General features: G+C 64.4%; 17 protein-coding genes. 13 read left to right on the top strand and 4 right to left on the bottom strand.

What is annotated here, in order from left to right; genetic code table 11:
- Window positions 1-141: 141 nt before the first annotated feature.
- The 8 genes from AC3WLD_RS04085 to AC3WLD_RS04120 all read left to right on the top strand — a co-directional run bounded on the left by AC3WLD_RS04085 (window position 142) and on the right by AC3WLD_RS04120 (window position 8,061).
- Window positions 142-333: a hypothetical protein gene (locus AC3WLD_RS04085; RefSeq protein WP_492555655.1), complete on the top strand. Its 192-nt coding sequence runs from the start codon at window positions 142-144 to the stop codon at window positions 331-333.
- A 2-nt stretch (window positions 334-335) separates the two neighbouring features.
- The gene (locus AC3WLD_RS04090) at window positions 336-1,514 is read left to right on the top strand and encodes a DNA cytosine methyltransferase (RefSeq protein ID WP_492555656.1); all 1,179 of its coding nucleotides are present in this window, start codon (window positions 336-338) and stop codon (window positions 1,512-1,514) included.
- A 7-nt stretch (window positions 1,515-1,521) separates the two neighbouring features.
- Window positions 1,522-2,571, top strand: a complete 1,050-nt coding sequence (locus tag AC3WLD_RS04095) for a DNA cytosine methyltransferase (RefSeq protein ID WP_492555657.1) — start codon at window positions 1,522-1,524, stop codon at window positions 2,569-2,571.
- Complete coding sequence (locus AC3WLD_RS04100) at window positions 2,568-3,965, top strand: restriction endonuclease (protein WP_492555658.1); 1,398 nt, start codon at window positions 2,568-2,570, stop codon at window positions 3,963-3,965. The genes AC3WLD_RS04095 and AC3WLD_RS04100 overlap by 4 nt, the downstream gene beginning before the upstream one ends.
- 156 nt (window positions 3,966-4,121) lie before the next feature.
- Entirely contained in the window at window positions 4,122-6,164 is a 2,043-nt protein-coding gene (locus AC3WLD_RS04105; RefSeq protein WP_492555659.1) for an AAA family ATPase, read from the top strand.
- Window positions 6,161-6,799 (top strand): HNH endonuclease, encoded by a 639-nt coding sequence (locus AC3WLD_RS04110; RefSeq protein WP_492555660.1) that lies wholly within the window; start codon window positions 6,161-6,163, stop codon window positions 6,797-6,799. Before AC3WLD_RS04105 ends, AC3WLD_RS04110 begins: the two co-directional genes overlap by 4 nt.
- A gap of 663 nt (window positions 6,800-7,462) precedes the next feature.
- Complete coding sequence (locus tag AC3WLD_RS04115; RefSeq protein WP_492555661.1) at window positions 7,463-7,783, top strand: hypothetical protein; 321 nt, start codon at window positions 7,463-7,465, stop codon at window positions 7,781-7,783.
- A complete protein-coding gene (locus tag AC3WLD_RS04120) occupies window positions 7,780-8,061 on the top strand; it encodes a helix-turn-helix transcriptional regulator (protein ID WP_492555662.1) in 282 nt (93 codons plus the stop codon). The genes AC3WLD_RS04115 and AC3WLD_RS04120 overlap by 4 nt, the downstream gene beginning before the upstream one ends.
- A gap of 197 nt (window positions 8,062-8,258) precedes the next feature.
- On the opposite strand, the gene lptG is transcribed toward AC3WLD_RS04120, so the two are convergent.
- From lptG to AC3WLD_RS04140, 4 genes are all read right to left on the bottom strand, one after another.
- Window positions 8,259-9,329, bottom strand: a complete 1,071-nt coding sequence (lptG, locus tag AC3WLD_RS04125) for an LPS export ABC transporter permease LptG (protein WP_492555663.1) — start codon at window positions 9,327-9,329, stop codon at window positions 8,259-8,261.
- 19 nt (window positions 9,330-9,348) lie between these two features.
- The gene (gene lptF, locus AC3WLD_RS04130) at window positions 9,349-10,596 is read right to left on the bottom strand and encodes an LPS export ABC transporter permease LptF (RefSeq protein ID WP_492555664.1); all 1,248 of its coding nucleotides are present in this window, start codon (window positions 10,594-10,596) and stop codon (window positions 9,349-9,351) included.
- 86 nt (window positions 10,597-10,682) lie between these two features.
- The gene (clpS, locus tag AC3WLD_RS04135) at window positions 10,683-11,081 is read right to left on the bottom strand and encodes an ATP-dependent Clp protease adapter ClpS (protein ID WP_492555665.1); all 399 of its coding nucleotides are present in this window, start codon (window positions 11,079-11,081) and stop codon (window positions 10,683-10,685) included.
- A 166-nt stretch (window positions 11,082-11,247) separates the two neighbouring features.
- Entirely contained in the window at window positions 11,248-12,051 is an 804-nt protein-coding gene (locus AC3WLD_RS04140) for a phasin family protein (protein ID WP_492555666.1), read from the bottom strand.
- A gap of 193 nt (window positions 12,052-12,244) precedes the next feature.
- Between AC3WLD_RS04140 and guaA the strand changes: the two genes are divergently transcribed.
- The 5 genes from guaA (at window position 12,245) to AC3WLD_RS04165 (ending at window position 21,092) form a co-directional block, all read left to right on the top strand.
- A complete protein-coding gene (gene guaA / locus AC3WLD_RS04145) occupies window positions 12,245-13,804 on the top strand; it encodes a glutamine-hydrolyzing GMP synthase (RefSeq protein ID WP_492555667.1) in 1,560 nt (519 codons plus the stop codon).
- 110 nt (window positions 13,805-13,914) lie between these two features.
- Window positions 13,915-14,448 (top strand): RNA polymerase sigma factor, encoded by a 534-nt coding sequence (locus tag AC3WLD_RS04150; RefSeq protein ID WP_492555668.1) that lies wholly within the window; start codon window positions 13,915-13,917, stop codon window positions 14,446-14,448.
- 51 nt (window positions 14,449-14,499) lie between these two features.
- Complete coding sequence (locus tag AC3WLD_RS04155; protein ID WP_492555669.1) at window positions 14,500-15,420, top strand: FecR family protein; 921 nt, start codon at window positions 14,500-14,502, stop codon at window positions 15,418-15,420.
- Window positions 15,421-15,463: 43 nt separating this feature from the next.
- Window positions 15,464-17,782, top strand: a complete 2,319-nt coding sequence (locus tag AC3WLD_RS04160; protein WP_492555670.1) for a TonB-dependent receptor — start codon at window positions 15,464-15,466, stop codon at window positions 17,780-17,782.
- A gap of 85 nt (window positions 17,783-17,867) precedes the next feature.
- Window positions 17,868-21,092 carry a beta strand repeat-containing protein gene (locus AC3WLD_RS04165; RefSeq protein ID WP_492555671.1) on the top strand — a complete coding sequence of 1,075 codons (3,225 nt, stop codon included), beginning with the start codon at window positions 17,868-17,870 and terminating at the stop codon, window positions 21,090-21,092.
- Window positions 21,093-21,236 lie beyond the last annotated feature (144 nt).

A 21,236-nucleotide genomic window follows, 5' to 3' on the forward strand; every position in this document is an offset into this window, starting at 1 on the left:
ATCAACCTTGCGCCATCGTGAAAGGGGGTCCCTTTTGCGCGCCGATAGGGGGTCCCGTTTGCACGCCGATTGACACTCCTATTGCATCATCATGAGTCTTCGTGCAGTGATTTGCTGCAGAGTGCAGCGGAGGTAGGCGCAATGGCAGTGATCGCGGAAGATGGCGTGGTTCGCGTAACCGCATCGCTAAGTCGGGGACAGGAAGCGGCGCTGAAGCAGCTGGCCTCACGGCATAAAGTTAGCGTTGCTTGGCTGGTGCGTTATGCGGTCGACCAACTCGTGGAGCAGGGTCGCGAGGCACAGTTGCCACTCGACTTTGGTCGCCGCAATTGATCATGGCGCTGCTCGACCGTTCGTCTTCGCCTTGGGATGCGACCATAGCAGGCGAGTCCACGCCGATTGCGCGATCTGTGCGGGCCAAGCTGCCAGTCATTGATTTGTTCGCAGGCGCCGGTGGTCTCAGTATCGGCGCGACTAATGCCGGCTGTGAGGTCCGTGCGTGCGTTGAAATTGATCCGATAGCTTGCAAGACCCTGCGTGCCAATGCGTCCTATCACGGTGCCGTGCTGGAAGCCGATGTTGCGTCGATTACCGGCCTCGATCTGCGCCAGGCGGCCGGGCTTACGCCCGGCGATCCACTGATCGTCGTTGGCGGAGCGCCGTGCCAGCCGTTTTCCAAAGCGGCCTATTGGGTCGAGGAAGGCGAAGAATCGCGCTATCGCCGCGCCCGCGCCGCTGGCATCCCGATGGAAAGGCCTGCAGCGCCGACTGAGGCTCGCGCCGATGCGCGTCGAACCCTGGTCGAGGAATTTTGGCGGCTGATCTTTGAATCAAATGCCGACGGTTTCGTTTTCGAGAATGTTCCGAGCATCAAGCATCCGCGCAACAAGCCCGTACTCGATGGCTTTCGCCACGCAGCCGAAGCCGCCGGCTATAATGTGACGCAGATCACCGCCAATGCTGCGGAATATGGTGTCGCACAGACCCGCGAGCGCGTGTTCCTACTCGGCGCAAAGCGCGGCACACCAGCTGCGCCCGAGGCAAGCCATACGCTCAAGAACGAATTGGGCCGCAAGGCAGCGATAACTGCGGGCGAGGCGCTGGCAGGGTTTGATCGCCCGGAGTATTTCGAGCCGGAGGAGTTGGTCGCGGGGCGTTGGGCCGAGCATCTGCGAACCGTTCCACCGGGCTCAAACTACAAGGCGCACACCGCCTGGGCCGGCCACCCCAATCCGACCTTTGAAGCTGAGACCCGCTTCTGGAACTTCCTGCTCAAACTCTCGCCGGATCGCCCGTCATGGACCATTGCCGCGTCGCCTGGTCCTTGGACCGGACCCTTCCACTGGGCAAATCGCCGGCTTCGCACGGTCGAGATGGCCGCGCTGCAGGGCTTCCCGGACGGCTATAATCTGGTTGGCAGCCGACGTGAACGGGTGCGCCAACTTGGCAATGCCGTTCCACCGCCGCTTGCGTGCCGCATGGTTGAAGCGGTCCTTGAAACGGTAGAGAGGTAAGCCATACATGCGTAGCATCAGCTTGTTCAGCGGCTGTGGTGGCCTCGACCTCGGTTTGCACAAGGCAGGGTTCAACACGGTCCTGGCCTCGGACTCAGAAAAGCTCTGCGCCGACACGTGGCGGCAATCGATGCCGTCGACGCCTTTCCTGGTCGACCGGATCGGCGCGTTAACCCGTGCCGAGATCATCGCCGCGCTCGGCGGCAAGATTGGCGAGATCGACCTGGTTGCAGGCGGTCCGCCGTGCCCGCCCTTCTCCAAGAGCCGGTTCTACCGCAAGGAGAAGCCGCGCGCGCTTGAGGATCCCAATGGCTGGGAGACGATCAACGGTTATCTCAGCATGCTCGATTGGGTGCGTCCGCGCGCCTTCATTCTCGAGAATGTTAAGGGGCTCGCATACAAGGTCCATGCCGACGCGCTCGAGACAATCATCGATCGGGCAGAGAAGCTTGGTTATAAGGTCAGCACGGATGTGCTCAACGCCGCCGATTTTGGGGTGCCGCAGATACGCGAGCGTTGCTTCGTCGTCGGATCGCTCGATGCCAAGGTTACGCTGCCCCACCCGACCCATAGCCGCGAACCAACGTCAGGGCTTCTACCCTGGGTGAACACCGGCGAGGTGCTGCACGATCTGGATACCGAGGAAAATGCCTGCGACGAGGGCCACTTCGCCGGTGGTCAGCATCATGATCTGCTGCGTCAGGTGCCGCCGGGCGACAATTACCTCTATTTCACCGAAAAGCGCGGCCACCCCTCACCACGCTTCAAATGGCGCGGGCGCTACTGGTCGTTCCTGCTAAAACTAAGCCCGGACATGCCGTCCTGGACGATTCAAGCACGCCGCTCGAACAACATGGGGCCGTTCCATTGGCGCAACCGCATCTTGCGGATCAGCGAGATCAAGCGGCTGCAGACTTTTCCGGACGCGTTCGAGTTGGCCGGCACGATCGAGCAGCAATGGCGCCAGATCGGCAATGCAGTGCCACCGATGCTGGCGGCGGCGGTCGGCCGCAGCGTTGCGGAGGCGATCGGCGCCAAGTTGCGTGACGCCGCATGAGGCGCCTGCCTTCGTTCAATGATTTCTCGCCGGGCATCATTGGCGATGTGCGCGAGCCGCTACGCATCCTTGATACGCTGGCGCCAGATTTCTCCGCGATCGTCGCGGAATGGGACCGCGTCTTTTTCAAGAGTGCCGGTAACAAGCGCGCCAGCACAAATATCCCGGCGACCCTGACCAGCCTCGGGCTGTTGACCCGGACGCCGCCGGGTCTCACCGAGGCGGGCAAGGTGATCCTTGCTGCACCAGACGCGGTCACAGCCGCCCAGCTCATGGCTCGGCATATCGTCGATACGAGTAACGGCATGGCGATCATCGACGCGGTGCGCTCGCTCAACACGCGCGGAGAGAAGTTGAGCAAGGACAGCCTCAAGCGCGAACTGGAGATCATCGGAATCGAAGGACTGTCGAACGCCACCACCGACCACACGACGTTGCTCAACTGGATGATCGAGGCCAAATTGTTTGAGCGCAGCGGCAATGCCAATCCGCAGCCCGATGAAGCGGTCATGAAAGCCGTGCTTGGCATTTCGGCGTCGGAACGCTCGAGCTTTGCTGACCTCCCGCTCAACCAGCAGATTTTCCTGCAGGTGCTGCGGCGAGTTACCGAAAGCAACGGTGGCGGCGAGATTGCGGCCAAGCAGATCATCGACGAGTGTCTTCGCGATCATCGCGCCCGATTCGACGAGGATCAGATCCGCGCGAAGGTCATCAAACCGTTGGCTGATGCCGGCTGGATTGACCTGCCCGCGACGACGAGCAGCGGGCGCGGTGGCAAAAGTGGCCCAATCACGCCCTCGGCCAAATTGCTTGGCATCCCGATCCAAGCCGTGCTGCCCGATTTTGATCAGGTGATCCCGTCAGATCTACGCGCCAAGATTGATTTGCCTGCCGCCGAGGTCAAACGGCTGCTGGCAAGCGATCAGAGCTATGAGCGCGGTCTTGGCCTTGAACTGCTCGCGCTCAAGATGATCCTCGACATCGGGCTCGAGCCCCGTTCGTTCCGCCTGCGCAGCCGCGACACGGCCTTTGCCGAGGTGGACCTGACCGCCGAGGGCAAGAACCTGCTCTTTTCGCGCTGGAACTTTCAGTGCAAATGCGTCGGTGGGCGGGTCAGCCTTGGCGATGTCGCCAAGGAAGTCGGCCTCGCCATCTATTCAAAGGCGCATGTCGTGGCGGTGGTGACGACCAGCGACTTTTCTAGTGAGGCGGTCGCCTATGCCCGCGAGATCACGCAGGCGACGCATCTCCAGTTCCTGTTGGTGAATGGTGCGATCGTGCGCAGTTATCTCGACAAAGGCGCTGGTGTGCTGCTCGATTATGTCGCCAAAAATGCCGCCAGCGTGATGGCGCAGAAACGCAGTCAACCGACCGCGCCCGAGGCGGAAGCTTGAAGGCAGTGGCTCATCGTGTTGGCCCGGCCACTGATGATTATCAGTACAACTCGATCTCTATTGGCAACGTGCCGCCCGATCTGGCATCCATCCTCTTGAGGTGGACGCGGTGCGCTAATCGCGAATGCCTAGTAACCGCGACCAGGATGTTCTTGAATGGCTCGACTCTCCAAGCAGAGATTGCTGGACATCATCGTAAGCTCGCTTGAGCATTCTGGATGGACGATCACCGCGATCTCGCCGGGTGGCGCTCACCCTTTTCGTTTCGAGATTGAGCAGGCCGGCACTCATGTGCGGGTGCGGGCTTATATTTGGAACACGACGCATGGAGGCGCATCGCGGAGCGTCGATGAATTCAGAATACAGATCACCAGCGGCATTGATACCTTTGAAAGGGAGCCAGAGGGCATCACCCTTATTCTAGGGTGGAGCGAAGCCTACAAAGTGTTCGCCGGTTTCGACATCGCCTATCATGAGGGTTTGCTCGGTTCGTCGCCGTCGATCCAGATCGGCGAGGCAACGATGGCCCTAGGTGCGGCGCGGGGTTTTGCGGCTCAGCAAAAGTCCAATTTGGAAATTGCGGTCGCCGTCCGCGGCGACAAACTCGCCGACTATATTCTGCTGCACCAAGCGGTTCATTCTGGAGTTGCCGACCTCTCTGACGGCAATGACAGCGATAATGTCGAAGTGGCCAATGGGATCGACTTCGAATTGCTTCATGTCGAGGCTGCATCCGTCAACATCGGCACTTTGTGGCGAAAAGATCCGGTGTGGCTGCACCCGCAGATCAAGCTCGACCATCGACCAACCTCCGCCGCGCCAGCGAACGGTGACCATCTAACCGCGATGATTGGTCGAAACGGCACAGGCAAGAGCCATCTGCTGAGCGCGATAGTGGATACTTTTGTCGGGCTCGAACTTGTCGCCTCGCGCCGTCGCAACCGGCTTCGCGAGATGCCGCTTCAGCGGCTTCGATACAGAATTGGCGACAAGACGTGCGAACTAACGCGGAAGGCCAATGGTGACTGCGAGGCCACGGTTAACAATACGCGGGTCGACCTTGGCGATGTGCCGCTGCCCCAAAGGGTCGTCGCTTTAACAATCACGCCCTTCGATAAGTTTCATGTTCCAAAATTGTCGTCATATTCGATCGATGCCGCGCAGCAATCTCGCTACCGTTATCTGGGCTTGCGCGATCGAACGAATAAAGCTTCAATTGAGAACTTGCTTTTTCGCTCATTGAACAGCTTGTTTGAGACATCTAGCAATCCGGCCGTTAAGCGGGCGCGAATAAGTCGGGTCTTCGAGTTTCTCGACCTCGAGCCTAAGATTACTGTTGTATACAGAATAAAAATTTCAAAGGACGTTGCCGCATCTGCCGCCAAAGGCGCGGACATATTAGCCGAAGGCGTAATAAAAGATCGAAATATCTTCCATCGTGCCAGTGAGTTGGTGAAGTCTGGGGAATTCTCGGAACAGGAATTATCTCACGCAATTACACAGGTTAGGGAACGTTCCGATCGCGGCTTCATCCGCTTGACGGCGGATTTCGGCGAATCTGGCTTAGTAGACAATTTGTTCGCGGCGTTTCAAGGATTGCGCAGGTCCGGTTTCCTCCAACTGCGCGCGGTCGAAGTGCAGCAAAACGGCGGGGTCGTTACGGATTTGAAACGAGCCAGTTCGGGCCAACTCGGTATGGCGACCGCGCTGCTCTCGCTCGCGTCCGAGATCCAGGACGGCAGCCTCGTCCTTATCGATGAGCCAGAGATCAGCTTGCACCCCGAATGGCAGGTAAAGTACATAGGGCTCCTTCTGGAGACCTTCGAAGCCTACGAGGGCTGCCATTTCGTCATCGCGACACATTCGCCGCTCGTAATATCGGAACTGCCTCCGCACGCGACACTTGTTGCCTTGGATAACCCCGATTCTCCTCCAACGACTGAACTTGCTGGCCAGTCGGCAGATGTTCTTTTGGCTGAAGCATTCCAGATGATCTCCAACAGCAATTTGCATGTTCGCGACCTGCTGGTTCAGGCTTTGCGTGACGCGGCCGACGGCAAGGCTGCCACACAAGAGTTTCGAGACAGCGTGAACCATTTGGCAAGGCTGACCAAGGATTTGCCGGACGAGAATGGCATACGCACCGTTGTCCAAGGCTTGTCCGAAGCGGCGACAGACGCTCTTTCCGAGACAGAATGATGCAAGCCATATCCTATGTCGCGCCGGCCAAAGCTGTAGTGGACGCCTTCAACGCACTGCCTTTTGATGAAAAGAAATCGTCATATTGGTCGGAGGACGAGACCAAGACGGCTCGCGATGCAATCAAGAATCATTACATCGCGGAGCAGGATTTTCGCTGCTGTTACTGCCGGCGTCAGGTTCTGTCCAAAAACAAAGGAGACTGGCAAGGGGATCATGTAATTGCTCGAGATACTCACGCCCAATTTATGTTCGAGCCGCGGAATTTGGCGATCTGCTGCCGTGGATGCAACGGCGAGAAATCAAACAAGAACGTCTTGAAAAATCCCAAGCGCAAGACGTTTCCAGTGAAATCGAGCGACTATCTGATCGTGCATCCTCATTTCGACGATTATGATGCGCATATCCGCTGGTTTGGCCAGGTGTGCGCACCGCGCAATTCGTCGAAAGGCGCAAAAACTATCGAGGTTTGCGGGTTGATGCGATTCGCTGCGGACTATGCTGGGCTCGATACTGACGTCAATGATCGGCGCTTCGATGAGCTTGTTGGCAAGCTAATTACCACCAATACCAAGCTCGAAGGAAATGCCGTGTTAGCGAGCCTGAAGGTCTATATCGACAATCTGCCAAACTAAGTGGTTACCGGTCGGTTTGCACTCTGGAAGTTCCGCGATTTTAATTGGTCTCCACGAAAGGAGTAGTTCTAGTCATCCAACATTTCTGGTTCTCAGTGATGATCGGATGGATCTCAGCTTTCGGGATGATGGCAAGAAACATCGCGATGACCGCGAACAGGGTGCAAGGGTGCCATGGCAGTCGCCGCTTGCGCGGTTCGTTGTGCGAATTGTTCACCCAAGGGGGCCCCTCTGAAGTGGTCAAAATTCTTGCCGGAAGCGCGTACTGCTACACCCTTGAGACTGGGCATTGTGGATCGAAGGCTGGCTCAGTCACCGCCGGCGCTTGCGCCCTCCAACCGCAATGGCGGTAAGGACAACATCTCAGAATAGGCGAACAAGGCCGGTCCAATCTCCGCGATTGGGTACAGTGTAGGGCACACCGTACGCGACAAATCGCAGGTGAAATCCGGCTTAAAACATAATTATATCATCAGCTTGTCAGGATTGTGAGAAAATGGCAGCTTCTCCGTCAAATCTGACTTGCCATCAGTGTTCGGCACTCCCGCAAATCACATCAGCTCGAAAGCCGAGGAAATGCGGCATCTTCAGCAGGCTTGACAGCCCCTCAGAACATAAGTAGAACAAACTTGCCTTTCGCAGTGTGTTCCAGGCTCCATCACCATGGAGTCCAGCATGACACGAAATGTTTCCATCCAGACCTACCTGCCCCGGCATGTCGCTGCATGGGTGCAGGATGAAGCCACCCGCGCCAAACAGAGCCGCAGCCAGTGGATCGGGGCCATCGTCACTGATCTGTTCCAGGGCCAGGAACTGCGCGAGGAAGCGCGGCAGAACGCAGAGTTCATCAAGCGCCGGCTGATCTTCATCATGTGCGCTCTCGATGGCCTTCTGCTTGCCCATCCGGATGCCACGCTCAGGACTAAAGTCCACGAAGCGCATAAACGGCAGCTCGACAAGCTTGCGCAGGAGCAGGGAGAATGAAGCGCCGGGAAGCCAAGTCGCCTGCCAGCGACGAACAGTTCGCGCTCCCGTTCGATCGTAGCCCCAAGGCGATCCGAACCAACGGCGCGGAGCCGCTCGCCGTCCGGATCCCCGATGCGGTGCGGATGACCGGAATAGGCCGGTCGAAGCTCTACGAGTTGATCGCCTCGGGCGACCTGGAGACGATCAAGATCGGCAGGTGCACCCTGGTGACGGTCGATGCGCTCAAAGCCCTTCTGGCCAAGGCACGGGCCGACAGCTATAAGGGAGGCCGCTGAGCATCAAAACACTGCGGGCAGCGATTTGAGTCCTCATTGAGGACCAAGCCAAAGCGCGATACGGTATTTTTGACGGTATCGAATCAGCGAGTCAGGGCAACAAAGCATTGTGATATAAAGCCTTGTGTGCACGTCACGGTCCCTCTTCTGGCACCATTTTTCTCTCCGAAACAAGCATCTACCCCGTTCGGGGTGCTCTACTCCTCGGTGCGGACCAGCACGGTTTCGCCGATCAGGGCGAACAGGACGAACGGCGCCCATGCCGCGAGGATCGGGGGGTAGCCGCCGAAGTTGCCCATCGCCAGCGCGGCGTTGTCGACCACGAAATAGGCGAAGCCCAGCGCCATGCCGGCGACCGCGCGGATCAGCAGCTGGCCAGAGCGGGCGAGCCCGAACGCGGCGACCGCGCCGAGGAGGGGCATCAGCAGGGCCGAAAGCGGTCCCGAAATCTTGTGCCACCACTTGCCTTCTTCGGTGCTGGTGCGCTTGCCGGCGACCTTCATCGCCTCGATCGAGCCGGACAGCTCCCACAGGGACTGCGCGTCGGGATCGACCTTGGCGACCGTGACCTTCGACGGGTTGATCGAGGTCGCGAAGACCGGGGTGCCCTGGAGCGGCGTCTTGCGCGCGCTCTGCACGTCGAAGCTGACGGCGTTCGCGAAGCGCCAGCCGGGATTGGCCCACGTGGCAAAATCGGCCCGGACGACTTCGGTCACCATCATCCGCGGGTCGCGCCGATACCACGAGACGTCGCCGAGCTTCATCGCCGCGCCATCGCCGGTGATGGTGCGGGCGAACAGGACGTTGCCGCCATCCTGCAGCCAGACGTTGGCGCGGGTGCCGCTCTCCTTCGGGATCGGACCGTAGTTGACCGCCTGCCACGCCTTCAGCGTCGAGTTGGAACGGGTGACGATCCGCTCGTTGAACCCGAAGTTGAGCAGCGCGACCGCGCCGGCGACGAGGAACAGCGGGGCGAGCACCTGGTGCGCCGAGAGGCCGGCGGCCTTCATCGCGATGACCTCGCTGTTCTGGTTCAGCGTCACCAGGGTGATGATCGTCGCCAGCAGCACCGAGTACGGCAGGAACTGGCTGACCAGCTGAGGGATGCGCAAGGACACGTACGTCAGCAGCTGGGCCTGCCCGTTGCCCGGTGCGCCAAGGATCTTGCCGCTCTGGCCGAGCAGGTCGAGCATCTGGAGGATGAGCACCAGCATCAGCAGGACCGCGACGATCCGCACCGCGAACATCTTGGCGATGTAGATTGTCATCGTTCGCGAGGGAAAGAACTCAAGCTGTACCAAGCGTCGCCTCCGGTTCTTCGGCGGGGGCCGGTTCGTCGCGCAGGCGCTTGCGACCGAAGGTTCGGCGGAACAGCGCCGTCGCCTTGACGAAGACGCGCTCGAGCCCGCCGATCGGCTGCCCGCCGGGGACGTAGGCGAGCTGGTAGTACATCCACAGGATCAGCGCAGCGAAGATCGCGAATGGCCCCCACAGCGCCAGCGTCGGATCGATCCGGCCAAGCGCGGCGACGTCCTGCCCGTACTGGTTCACCTTGTGGTAGGCGACGACCATGACGATCGAGAGGAACACGCCGAGCGCCGAGGTCGAGCGCTTGGGCGGGACCGCCAGCGCCACCGCCAGCAGGGGCAGCAGCAGCATCATGACGACCTCGACGAGGCGATAGTTGAGGCTGGCCTTGCTTTCGTTGCGCACGGCTTCGGAATAGCGGTCGTTCCAGCCGATGCGGAGCAGCTCGGGAAGAAGGTATTCGCGCTCCATCCCGCCGCGGCGGCGGAACTGCTCGACCTTGGGCAGGTCGATCGGCAGGTCGTGGGTGGCGAAGCTGAGGACGCGGGGACTGCGGATGCCGGGGCCATCCTGGACGATCTGCCCGTCGGTCAGGCGCAGGATGATCGTGTCCGGGTTCTCGCGATTGGCGAAGAAGCGGCCTTCACGGGCCGAGATCGCCAGGTTCATGCCCTTGTCGTTGGCAACGCGGGCGAAAATGCCCTGCAGCTGGCGGCCCTCGTCCTTGCTCGCTTCGATCCGCAGCGCGGTCTTGTCCTGCAGCGTGGTGAATTCGCCGACCTTGATCGACGCGCCGAGCGCGCCCGAGCGCAATTCGAACTGGAGCTGCTCGTAATAATAGCGCGACAGCGGCTGGAGGTAGCCGACGATCACGAGGTTGAGCGCGGCGAGCGCGATCGCGAAGATGTAGGGCACGCGCAGAAGCCGGGTGTACGACAGCCCGACGCCGCGCATGACGTCGAGCTCGCTCGATGTCGCCAGCTTGCGGAACGCGAAAAGGATGCCGAGCATCAGCCCGAGCGGGATGGCGAGGCTGGCGTATTCGGGCAGCAGGTTCGCCAGCATCTTGAACACGACGCTGACCGGTCCGCCCTCGCTGCCAACGAACTCGAACAGCTTGAGCATCTTGTCGAGGATGAGCAGCGACGCCGCCAGCACGAACACCGCGATCATCGGCATGAACACCAGCCGGGCGATGTAACGGTCGATGGCGGTGAGGAATTTCAACGAAGTATCGCCCTGCGCGCGGCTTGCAAGGACAGGGCTTTAGCCAAGCTGCGGGCGCGGGGAAAGGCGGAAAGCAAAGGGAGGGATCAGGCCTTTTCCAGCGTGCACTGGAGCGGGTGCTGGTTCTGCCGGGCGAAATCCATCACCTGGTTCACCTTGGTCTCGGCGATTTCGTAGGGGAATATGCCGCACACGCCGACGCCCTTCTGGTGGACGTGGAGCATCACGCGGGTGGCCTGTTCGAGGTCCATGTTGAAGAAGCGCTTGAGGACCATCACCACGAATTCCATCGGGGTGTAGTCATCGTTGAGCATCAGCACCTTGAACATGCTGGGCTTCTTGGGCTTGGCCCGGGTCTTGGTGGCGACCCCGACCTGGTCCTCGCCGCCGTTGCCGGGGCCGCGTTCGTCGTCGCCCGCAAGTCGCGGCACAACGGGAAGCGGGCCGGACGCGAATCCGGGATGGGTTTCACTGCGAAGGGACATCGATCGCCAATATCGCATCGCGGGGCCGCGGGCACAAGGGGTGGGGGCTCCCCCTCGGTTCGAACGCAAACGGCGGACAGCAAACGGGCCGGACAGCTTTCGCCGTCCGGCCCGTCGCGGATCGCCAGTACCTGTCCGGGCGGCTCCAGACCGCCCGGTCAAAGGCTCAGGCGGCCTTCTTGAACTTCTCGACCGCGAGGCTGACGCGGGTCGACAGCGGCTGAAACGCCTCGTTGGCGAGCTTCAGCATCTCTTCGCTCTTCTTCGACGACGAGGCGACCGCGGCGTCGAAGTTCTTGCGGAACAGCTTCGACTGCACTTCGAAGAACTCGGTCGGCGACTTGACGGCCGCGAGTTCCTTGATGTCGGCGGTCATCGTCTCGTAAGCCGACTTGGTTTCGGCGACATAGGTCTCGCCCATGGTCTTCATGCCCGAGGCGAGAATCTTGGTCGACGCGACCATCGCTTCGACGTTGCCCTTGGCGAACTCGCCGGCATCGCCGAACGCGGCCTGGCTCTTCTCGAAAGCGGCCTTGGCCTTCTCCGAGGCGTCCTTGAACGTTTCCTGGATCTTGGCGGTGATTTCCGGCGTCTTGGTCTTGGTAGCCATCTTGACGGTTTCCTTCTGCGGAGCCGGCGCCTTGGGCGCAGCGGCGCGTTTCACGGTGAGCTTGGCACTCTTCTTCTTGATCGGTTCGAACTTGGCCTTGGCCGGGGCTTCGGCCGCGACGGGCGGCTTGGCCTTGACGGTCCGCGGCTTGCGGACCTTGACCGCGACTTCCGTCACCACCGGGGCCTTCGCCTTGGGAGTCCGCGGCTTGCGGATCTTGGCGGGGGCTTTCGCCACCGGCGCTTCCGGGGCGGCGGTGAGCTCTGCCGCAGGCTCGACCACCGGCTCGGCGACGGGCGCGTCGGCGACCGTTTCCATTTCGGCGGTGGGCACAGGATCTTGCTCGGTATCGGCCATCATCGTGTATCGTATCCAACTGACAGCGGACGATTCGACTTCGTCCACTTTTGCTGCAGTGCACAAATAGTGTGTGCGGATGCGAAGTCAACCGATTTTTGTGCAGTGCAACATAAGTGACATCCCGGAGTTGTCCGAAGGGGAGAATTCCCCGGCCAGCCTTGCGTTGCGCGGCTCGCGTCCCTAACGGCGGCGCATGAGCATCCAGCCCTCAGAATCGATCCTGATTGTCGATTTCGGCAGCCAGGTGACCCAGCTGATCGCCCGCCGCGTGCGCGAAGCCGGGGTCTACTCCGAGATTGCCCCCTTCACCCAGGCCGAAGCCGCGTTCCACCGGATGAAGCCGAAGGGCATCATCCTGTCCGGCTCGCCGGCGAGCGTCCCGGCGGACGGCAGCCCGCGCGCGCCGCAGGTCCTGTTCGACAGCGGCCTGCCGATCCTCGGCATCTGCTATGGCCAGCAGGTGATGAGCGAGCAGCTCGGCGGCAAGGTCGAGCCCGGCGATTCCGGCGAGTTCGGCCGCGCCTTCCTCACCGTCACCGAGCCCTGCGTGCTGTTCGACGGCCTCTGGTCGGTCGGCGAGCGCCACCAGGTGTGGATGAGCCACGGCGACAAGGTCACCCAGTTCGCCCCCGGCTTCCGCATCGTCGCAGTGTCCGACGGCGCGCCGTTCGCACTGATCGCCGACGACGAGCGCAAGTACTACGGCACCCAGTTCCATCCCGAGGTGGTCCACACCCCCGACGGCGGCAAGCTGATCGCCAACTTCGTCCGCCATGTCTGCGGCTGTGCCGGAGACTGGACGATGGCCGAGTTCCGCCGCACCAAGATTGCCGAAATCCGCGAGCAGGTCGGCGACAGCCGGGTGATCTGTGGTCTTTCGGGCGGAGTCGACTCGGCGGTCGCGGCGGTGCTGATCCATGAAGCGATCGGCGACCAGCTGACCTGCGTGTTCGTCGACCACGGTCTGATGCGGATGGGCGAGGCCGAGCAGGTCGTCAGCCTGTTCCGCGGCCACTACAACATCCCGCTGGTCCACAAGGACGTTTCGGCGCTGTTCCTCGGCGGTCTCGCCGGGGTCACCGATCCCGAGGCCAAGCGCAAGTTCATCGGCAAGACCTTCATCGACGTGTTCGAGGCCGAGGCCAAGCAGGTCGGCGGGGCAGACTTCCTCGCCCAGGGGACGCTTTATCCCGACGTGATCGAGAGCGTCAGCTTCACCGGCGGACCCTCGGTGACGATCAAGAGCCACCACAACGTCGGCGGCCTTCCCGAACGCATGAACATGAAGCTGGTCGAGCCTTTGCGCGAACTGTTCAAGGACGAGGTCCGGGCCCTGGGCCGCGAACTCGGCCTGCCTGACGTGTTCGTCGGCCGCCATCCGTTCCCAGGGCCGGGCCTTGCCATCCGTATCCCCGGCGAGGTCACCCGCGAACGCTGCGACATCCTCCGCAAGGCCGACGCGATCTACCTCGAGGAGATTCGCAATGCGGGCCTCTACGACGCAATCTGGCAGGCATTCGCGGTGCTGCTGCCGGTCAAGACCGTGGGCGTGATGGGCGACGGGCGGACCTACGATTCGGTCTGCGCCCTGCGCGCCGTGACCTCGACCGACGGGATGACGGCAGACGTCTATCCCTTCGATGCCGGGTTCCTCTCTCGCGTCGCCACGCGGATCGTCAACGAGGTCAAGGGCATCAACCGGGTCGTCTACGACTATACCTCGAAGCCGCCCGGCACGATCGAGTGGGAATGATCGACGGGCGGCGCCGGCCGCCCGACCGGCGGCGTGCCGATGTGCGCCGCGTCATTCCATTTGGTTGCAATCTCCACTAAAGCGCCGCGGTCCCAGAAACCGGATCGCCCGTGAGCCCCGCCCCGTCCTCGCCCCCGACCGGCCTCGAAGCCGCGTTCCTCGCAAATCGCGAGACGCTGCTGCGTTTCCTTGGCGCGCGCGGCGCGGGCGACGCGGCGGAAGACCTGTTGCAGGAAATCTGGCTCAAGATCGCCGGTGCGCCGAGCGGGCCGGTCGGCAATCCGCTCGCCTATCTTCATGCCGTCGCCAACCGGCTGATGATCGACCGCTACCGCTCGCTCCGGCAGGCCGCGCAGCGCGAGCAGGACTGGGTCGAAGCCGGCGGCGGCGCGGATCCGGAAGCCTCTGATGCCCCCTCGGCCGAGCGCGTGCTGATCGGCCGTGACCAGCTGGCGCGAGTGGCGCAGCGGCTCGCTGCGCTGGGTCCGCGGATCGACCGGGTGTTCCGTCGCCACCGTATCGACGGGGTGCCCCAGCGCGAGGTCGCGGCGGAGGAGGGCGTGAGCCTCAGCACCGTCGAGGCCGACCTTCGGGTCGCCTACCGGGCGATCGCCGAAATGCGGGAGGACGGCGATGACGCATGAATTGCCAAGGCTGGCGCGTGGCGGCTCCGTCTTGCGATCAGGAGGCCGTTGATGGCGATCGACCGGACAATGCTGGACGAAGCCGCGCTGTGGGCCGCGCGCACGAGCGATCCCGCGTTCGCCGACTGGGACGGCTTTACCGCCTGGCTCGAAGGCCATCCCGCCCGCGCCGAAGCCTATGACCGGGTCATGGCGGCGGTGGACGAGGTCGCCGGGGCCGGCTTGCCCGAGCTCGCGCCGATGTTCGAAATCGAGGACGACGTCGTCCCCTTGCGCCGCCGCCCCGGGATGTGGATCGGTGGGGCGGTCGCCGCGTGTCTTGCTGGCGCGCTCACGTTCGGTCTGTGGCAGATGCGCGAGGCACCGGTCACCTGGCGCACCGCACCGGGCGAGATGCGCGAGCTGGCCCTGGCCGACGGTACGACGGTGGCGATGGCCGGGGCGAGCGTGCTTTCGGTCGATCCCGACCACCGCCATGTCGAGCTTGTCGAGGGGCAGGCATTGTTCACCGTCCGCCATGACGAATCGCGCGAGTTCGCGGTCCGGGTCGGCGACGATACGCTGGTCGACATCGGCACGGTCTTCGAAGTGCGCAAGGATTCCGCCGCCATGAGCGTCACGGTGTCCGAAGGTGCGGTGATGTTCAATCCCGACGCCGAGGCGGTGCGGGTCGATCCCGGCCGCAAGCTGGTGGTGCGCGGCAGCAGGATCGACTTGAGCGAAAGCCCCGCGGCGCTGGTCGGCGAATGGCGTGAGGGGCGGCTGACGTTCCGCGAGGCAACGCTCGGCGATGTCGCCGCCGACCTGTCGCGTGCAACGGGTGTCTCGTACCGGGTTGCACCCGGCGCGGCGGGCCGGACCATCTCCGGCAGCGTGGCGCTGGATCCCATCCGCAAAGACCCGGCCTCGCTCGGCGCGCTGCTCGGCGTGACGGTCAGGGGCTCCGGAAAGGACTGGACGATCGAACCCTGAACCCATGCCGCGCCTGCGCCCCCTCCTTGCCGCCACGGCTCTGGTGGCGTCCCCGGCCCTGGCCGGCGAGGCGCGGCTCGACGTGCCTGCGGGGCGCGCAGCCGACAGCGCGGTGGCCGTGGCGCGGGCGACGGGGGCGAGCATCGTCATCGCCGATCCTGTGGTGGCGATCCGGCGCATAGGACCGATCCGGGGGCGGCACTCCCCGCGTTCCGCTGCAGAAGCGCTGGCCCGCGCCGCCGACGCGAGACTGGTCGAGGCCGGACCGAATGCTTGGCGGCTGGTCGATGCGCCGCGAAGGCCCAGGCCCTCGGCCCGGCCGCCGCGCCAGCCGGAGCCTGTAGCTCCGCCGCCGGAAATGGTGGCGACGCAGGACATCGTGATCGTCGGTTCCAAGCAGGACCTGCGGCTGCGAGACTTCCCTGGTGGCTTCAACCGCGTGGACGGTGCGGACCTGACCTTCGGCGGGGTCGGCGGGACCGACCGGGTCGCGGCGCGGATCGCCAGCCTGACCACCACCCACCTCGGCAGCGGGCGCAACAAGCTGTTCATCCGCGGCATCGCCGATTCGAGCTTCACCGGCCCGACCCAGTCGACCGTCGGGCTGTACCTCGGCGACCTGCGGCTGAGTTACAATGCGCCGGACCCGGACCTGCGCCTCTCGGACCTCGCCTCGGTCGAGGTGCTGGAGGGCCCGCAGGGGACGCTGTACGGCGCGGGCGCGCTCGGCGGGATCATCCGGCTGGTGCCCAATGCACCCGACACGTCCGCGTTCGTGGCCAGTGGCCAGGTCGGCGGCAGCGCGACCGCGCATGGCAAGCCGGGGGTCGACGGCTCGTTCTCGCTCAACGCGCCGCTTTCGGGCAACGTGGCCCTGCGCCTTTCCGCCGATGGCGAGATTGCCGGCGGCTATATCGACAAGCCGCTGCTCGGTCGGCGCGACGTCAACCGGAGCGAGATCGGCGGGGGACGCGCGGCCTTGCGCTGGGATGCGGGCGGAGGGTGGACACTCGACCTCATCGGCGTCGCCCAGCGCACCGACGGGCGCGACAGCCAGTACGCCGACCGCGATGGTCCGCCGCTGGTGCGGATGAGCCGGGTGACGGAAGGCTACCGCGCGGACTATGCGCTCGGACAGTTCGTGGTGACCGGGGAAATCGGCGCGGTCAGCGTCAAATCCTCGACCGGGATCGCCTGGCAGGAACTGACCGAGCGCTATGACGCCACGCTGCCCGGCGGCGATCCGCGCCTGTTCACGCAGGCCAACCGCACCCGGATGCTTGCCAACGAGACGCGGGCGTGGATGCCGCTCGGCGACCGGTTCGGATGGGTTGCAGGCGTCAGCTATACCCACAATCGCACGACGCTGACCCGCGCGCTCGGTCTGCCGGACATGCCGGCCAAGACCACCGGCGTGCGCAACGTGATCGACGAGCTCACGGTCTACGGCGAGGGCTCGGTGCGGATCGTGCCGGGACTGATCGGGACCCTCGGCGGCCGCTTCACCCGCTCCGGCATCGGCGGCGAGGGGCAGGACGTTCTGCCCTCGATCGCGCTCGCCCGCGCCGACGTCACCGCCAGCCGCCGCGAGACGATGTTCCTGCCCTCCGCTTCGCTGACCGCGACCTTCGCCCCGGCGAGCACGCTGTACCTGCGCTATCAGGAAGGCTTCCGTCCGGGCGGCCTCGCCATCGACGGCGACTTCGTGCGCCGCTTCCGCAACGACCGCATCCGGACCTTCGAGCTGGGCGGGCGACACGGGCGGCCGGGGCGCGGGCCGTGGGATATCGCGGGGAGCGTGTCGTACACCGACTGGCGCGACATCCAGGCGGATTTCATCGACGGGGCGGGCCTGCCGACCACTGCGAATGTCGGCGATGGCAAGATCTGGACTTTCTCGCTCGCCGGCAGTGTCGCCGCAACGCCTTCGCTGCGCTTCGACGCCGGGCTGGTCTATAACCACAGCCGAATTAGCCGCCCCAACCTCCTGATGCGCCTCGCCTCGCTGGTGCCGATCAGCGAGGTGCCCAACGTCGCCAAGGTCGCGGCGCGGGCCGGGTTCGACTGGCAGCACCCGGTTGGCGCAGGGCTCGAGCTGAAGGTCCAGGGCTATGTCCGCTATGTCGGCAAGTCGCGGCTTGGAGTCGGGCCGGAACTTGGCGAACTCCAGGGTGACTACGTCGACAGCGGGTTGACCGCGCGGCTCGGGCGCGAGCGTATGGGCGTAACGCTAGGGGTGACCAACCTCGCGGATACCGCCGGCAATCGCTTCGCGCTGGGCACCCCGTTCGCGGTGGGCCGCGACCAGGTGACGCCGCTGCGCCCGCTGACCGTGCGCTTGGGCTTCGACGCCTCGTTCTGAAAAAATCGCGCTCGCCGCCAAGGCTCCTCGCGCACCGCTCCGTCATGCAGGTCGACAACCCTGCAAGAACGAGAGCCATATCCCCATGCAGCGACGCCTCCTGGTTACCACCGCGCTTGTCACTTCCACGCTGATCGCACTGCCCGCCGCGGCCGAGACGATCGCCACCAAGCGCACCGACAACGTCCGCACTTCGACGATCAAGGCCGGCGCGGCCGACAACATCACGATCTCGAGCGCCGGGTCTGTCGAGCCGACGTCGGGCGTCGCGATCACGATCGACAGCAACAACTCGGTGACCAACGAGGGCAAGATCGTTGTCACCAACTCGAATGGGGCGGCGGGCATCGTCGCCAATGCCGGGACCAGCGGCGACATCGTCAATGCCGCGACCGGCACGATCACCATCGACGAAACCTACACCGCGACCGACATCGACAACGACGGCGACCTCGACGGGCCGTTCGCCACCGGATCGAACCGCACCGGCATCCGCACGCTCGGCGCGCACACCGGCAAGGTCCAGAACAGCGGGACGATCACCATCGAAGGCAACGACAGCGCAGGCATCGTGCTGGGCGGTCCGCTGACCGGCAACTTCGTCCAGGACGGCAAGATCACCGTGCTCGGCGACCGCGCGGTCGGCGTGCAGGCGGGTTCGATCACCGGCAATGTCCGTCTCGCCGGACAGGTCAGCGCGGTCGGCAAGGACGCCGTCGCGGCACGCTTCACCGGCGACATCACCGGCGCGATGGTCGTGCAGGGCACGATCACCAGCACCGGCTACCGCTCGACCACGCTCCCGAGCGATGCCTCGAAGCTCGACGCCGACGACCTCCTCCAGGGCGGCTCGGCGCTGGTCATCGAGGGTAACGTCAGCGGCGGGATCGTGCTCGCCGTGCCGCCCAAGGACGCCAGCACGACCGACAACGACGAGGACAAGGACGGCATTCCCGACGACAAGGAAGGCTCGGCCAGCATCACCTCGTTCGGGGCGGCCCCCGCAATGGTGATCGGCGCGGCCGACCGCACCGTGACCATCGGCGCGATCGCGGGCAGCGGCACCGGCTTCGGGCTGCAGATCGACGGCGCGGTCAACGGCAACGGGGTGTACGCCGGGGTCGCCGCCAACGGCCTCCAGGTCGGCGGACGCGGCGGCGCGGTGAGCATCGCCGGCGGCATCGGTATTTCCGGCACGGTCGGCGCGACCTCCAGGGACGCGAATGCCACCGCCCTGCGCATCGGCGCGGGCGCGACCGTTCCCGAAATCCGCGTCTCCGGAACCGTCGCCGCCACGGGGGCCTCGCCGGCAGGGACGAGCGCCACCGGCATCCTCGTGGACAGCGGCGCCAGCGTCGCGACGATCCGCAACAGCGGGACGGTCAAGGCTTCGGCAGTCGCCGGCACCGGCACCGCGATCGCCATCCGCGATTCCTCGGGCGGGGTGTCGCTGGTCGAGAACAGCGGCAAGATCACCGCCAGCGGCGCGACCGCCGGTTCGGGACGCAACATCGCCATCGACCTCTCGGCCAACACCGCGGGCGTCACCGTCAAGCAGATCGCCGTCGCCAGCGGCGTGACCGCGCCCGAGATCACCGGCGACATCCGCACCGGCAGCGGCAACGACCTGCTCGACCTCGCCGACGGCACGCTGACCGGCGATGCCTATCTCGGCGCGGGCAACGACCGGCTCCAGCTCTTGGGCGACGCGGTTCACACCGGCAAGGCCTTCTTCGGCGCGGGAGACGATGCGCTGACGCTGGCCGGATCCTCGGTGTTCAACGGAACCGCCGACTTCGCGGGTGGCGGCGTTGATACCCTGACGCTGGGCGGCACCGCGCGCTTTTCCGGCACGCTCGCCAATGCCGGCGCGCTGGCGGTGGCGGTGAACGGCGGCACGCTCGACCTGTCCGCACCGACGACGATCGGCTCACTGAGCATGGCTTCGGGCAGCACGCTGCTCGTCACGCTCGACAAGGACGCCGGGCAGGGCACGGCGATCACCGTCGGCGGGACTGCGGCGTTCGCCAGCGGGTCCGTACTTCAGGTCAAGCTTGCCGACGTGACCAGCGCCGAAGGGCGTTACACGATCCTCACGGCGGGCTCGCTGCAGGGCGCGTCGGGGATCACCACCAAGACCGACCTGATCCCGTTCATGTACAAGGCGGCGCTGGCGACCAACGCTCCGACGGGCACGCTCGCCATCGACATTGCCCGCAAGTCGACCACCGAGCTCGGCCTCAACACCAGCCAGGCGAGCGCCTACAACGCCTTCGTTACCGCGCTCGGCACCGACCAGGCGATTGCGGGCGTGTTCCTCGGCCTGACCGGCGGCGATGCGTTCCGCAGCGCCCTCGACCAGGTCCTGCCTGACCATGCCGGCGGCACTTTCCGCGGTATCAGCCTCGGCAGCCGCACCCTGGCACGGCAGGTCGAGGAGCCGACCGGGCCGATCGCGATGGCCGGTAACCTGCGCGTGTTCCTCTCCGCCGCGGGCTGGGGCACGACCAAGCCGCGCGGGACCAGCGCCGCTTATGACGTGAACGGCCTCGGTGCCTCGGCCTCGGCGGAGATCGAGACCGGGCTGGGCAGCTTCGGCGCGACCGCTTCGTGGATCTGGAACGAGAGCAACTCGAACGGTTCGGACGACAGTTCGGTCATTTCGAATACCTACGAGCTCGCCGGGTTCTGGCGGGGCAAGTGGGGCGGCTTCTCGGGTTTCGCGCGCGGCTCGATCGGGCGCAGCAACTTCGAGGGCAAGCGGGTGTTCACCGGCATGAACGCCGGCACGCGGGTCGAGCGCACCACCGTCGGCAAGTGGAACGGCACGCTGACCACCTTCACCGCCGGCGCGGCATACGAAGGCGGCGGGCGCTACCTGTTTTTCCGCCCGGCAGTCTCGCTCGACTATACCCGCCTCAAGGAAGACGGCTACACCGAAACCGGCGGCGGCACCGCGCTCAACCTCACCGTGGCCGAACGGACTAGCAAGGAAGTCGCGGTCGAAGGCGGGCTGACGCTAGGCATCGACTTCACCGGCACAGCCAAGCGCGACGAAAACTGGTTCCGCGTCGAGGCCGAAGGCGGCTGGCGCGAGATCGTCGACGGGCAGATCGGCGCGACGACCGCCCGGTTCGGCAACGGCACGCCGTTCACCCTCGCCGCCGAACAGATCGACAGCGGCTGGTACGCCCGCCTGCGCGCGCTGGGCGGCAGCAGCGGCTTCCAGCTGGGCGGTGAATTCGGTGCCGAAGACCAGAACGGCCGCGTCGGCCTCTCGCTGCGCGGCACGATCCGGATGCCGTTCTGAGTTTGTGAAACCCCCTGCCAAGGCTGCCGCAAGAAGCAGCCGGCACCGCCCCGCGCCCGGAAACCCCGGAACCCCAATCCCCCGGGCGCGGGGTTAATCCCATCGGCCACAACGGAACAGCCCGCGCCCGGCTGGGTTGCGGCC

The sequence above is a fragment of the Novosphingobium sp. FW305-C-111 genome, from assembly GCF_058783565.1.

Excerpts from the sequence above, each read along its gene's own strand:
- AC3WLD_RS04085 (WP_492555655.1), top strand. The coding sequence starts at position 142 with ATGGCAGTGATCGCGGAAGATGGCGTGGTTCGCGTAACCGCATCGCTA.
- AC3WLD_RS04090 (WP_492555656.1), top strand. The coding sequence starts at position 336 with ATGGCGCTGCTCGACCGTTCGTCTTCGCCTTGGGATGCGACCATAGCA.
- AC3WLD_RS04095 (WP_492555657.1), top strand. The coding sequence starts at position 1,522 with ATGCGTAGCATCAGCTTGTTCAGCGGCTGTGGTGGCCTCGACCTCGGT.
- AC3WLD_RS04100 (WP_492555658.1), top strand. The coding sequence starts at position 2,568 with ATGAGGCGCCTGCCTTCGTTCAATGATTTCTCGCCGGGCATCATTGGC.
- AC3WLD_RS04105 (WP_492555659.1), top strand. The coding sequence starts at position 4,122 with ATGGCTCGACTCTCCAAGCAGAGATTGCTGGACATCATCGTAAGCTCG.
- AC3WLD_RS04110 (WP_492555660.1), top strand. The coding sequence starts at position 6,161 with ATGATGCAAGCCATATCCTATGTCGCGCCGGCCAAAGCTGTAGTGGAC.
- AC3WLD_RS04115 (WP_492555661.1), top strand. The coding sequence starts at position 7,463 with ATGGAGTCCAGCATGACACGAAATGTTTCCATCCAGACCTACCTGCCC.
- AC3WLD_RS04120 (WP_492555662.1), top strand. The coding sequence starts at position 7,780 with ATGAAGCGCCGGGAAGCCAAGTCGCCTGCCAGCGACGAACAGTTCGCG.
- lptG (WP_492555663.1), bottom strand. The coding sequence starts at position 9,329 with ATGACAATCTACATCGCCAAGATGTTCGCGGTGCGGATCGTCGCGGTC.
- clpS (WP_492555665.1), bottom strand. The coding sequence starts at position 11,081 with ATGTCCCTTCGCAGTGAAACCCATCCCGGATTCGCGTCCGGCCCGCTT.
- AC3WLD_RS04140 (WP_492555666.1), bottom strand. The coding sequence starts at position 12,051 with ATGATGGCCGATACCGAGCAAGATCCTGTGCCCACCGCCGAAATGGAA.
- guaA (WP_492555667.1), top strand. The coding sequence starts at position 12,245 with ATGAGCATCCAGCCCTCAGAATCGATCCTGATTGTCGATTTCGGCAGC.
- AC3WLD_RS04155 (WP_492555669.1), top strand. The coding sequence starts at position 14,500 with ATGGCGATCGACCGGACAATGCTGGACGAAGCCGCGCTGTGGGCCGCG.
- AC3WLD_RS04165 (WP_492555671.1), top strand. The coding sequence starts at position 17,868 with ATGCAGCGACGCCTCCTGGTTACCACCGCGCTTGTCACTTCCACGCTG.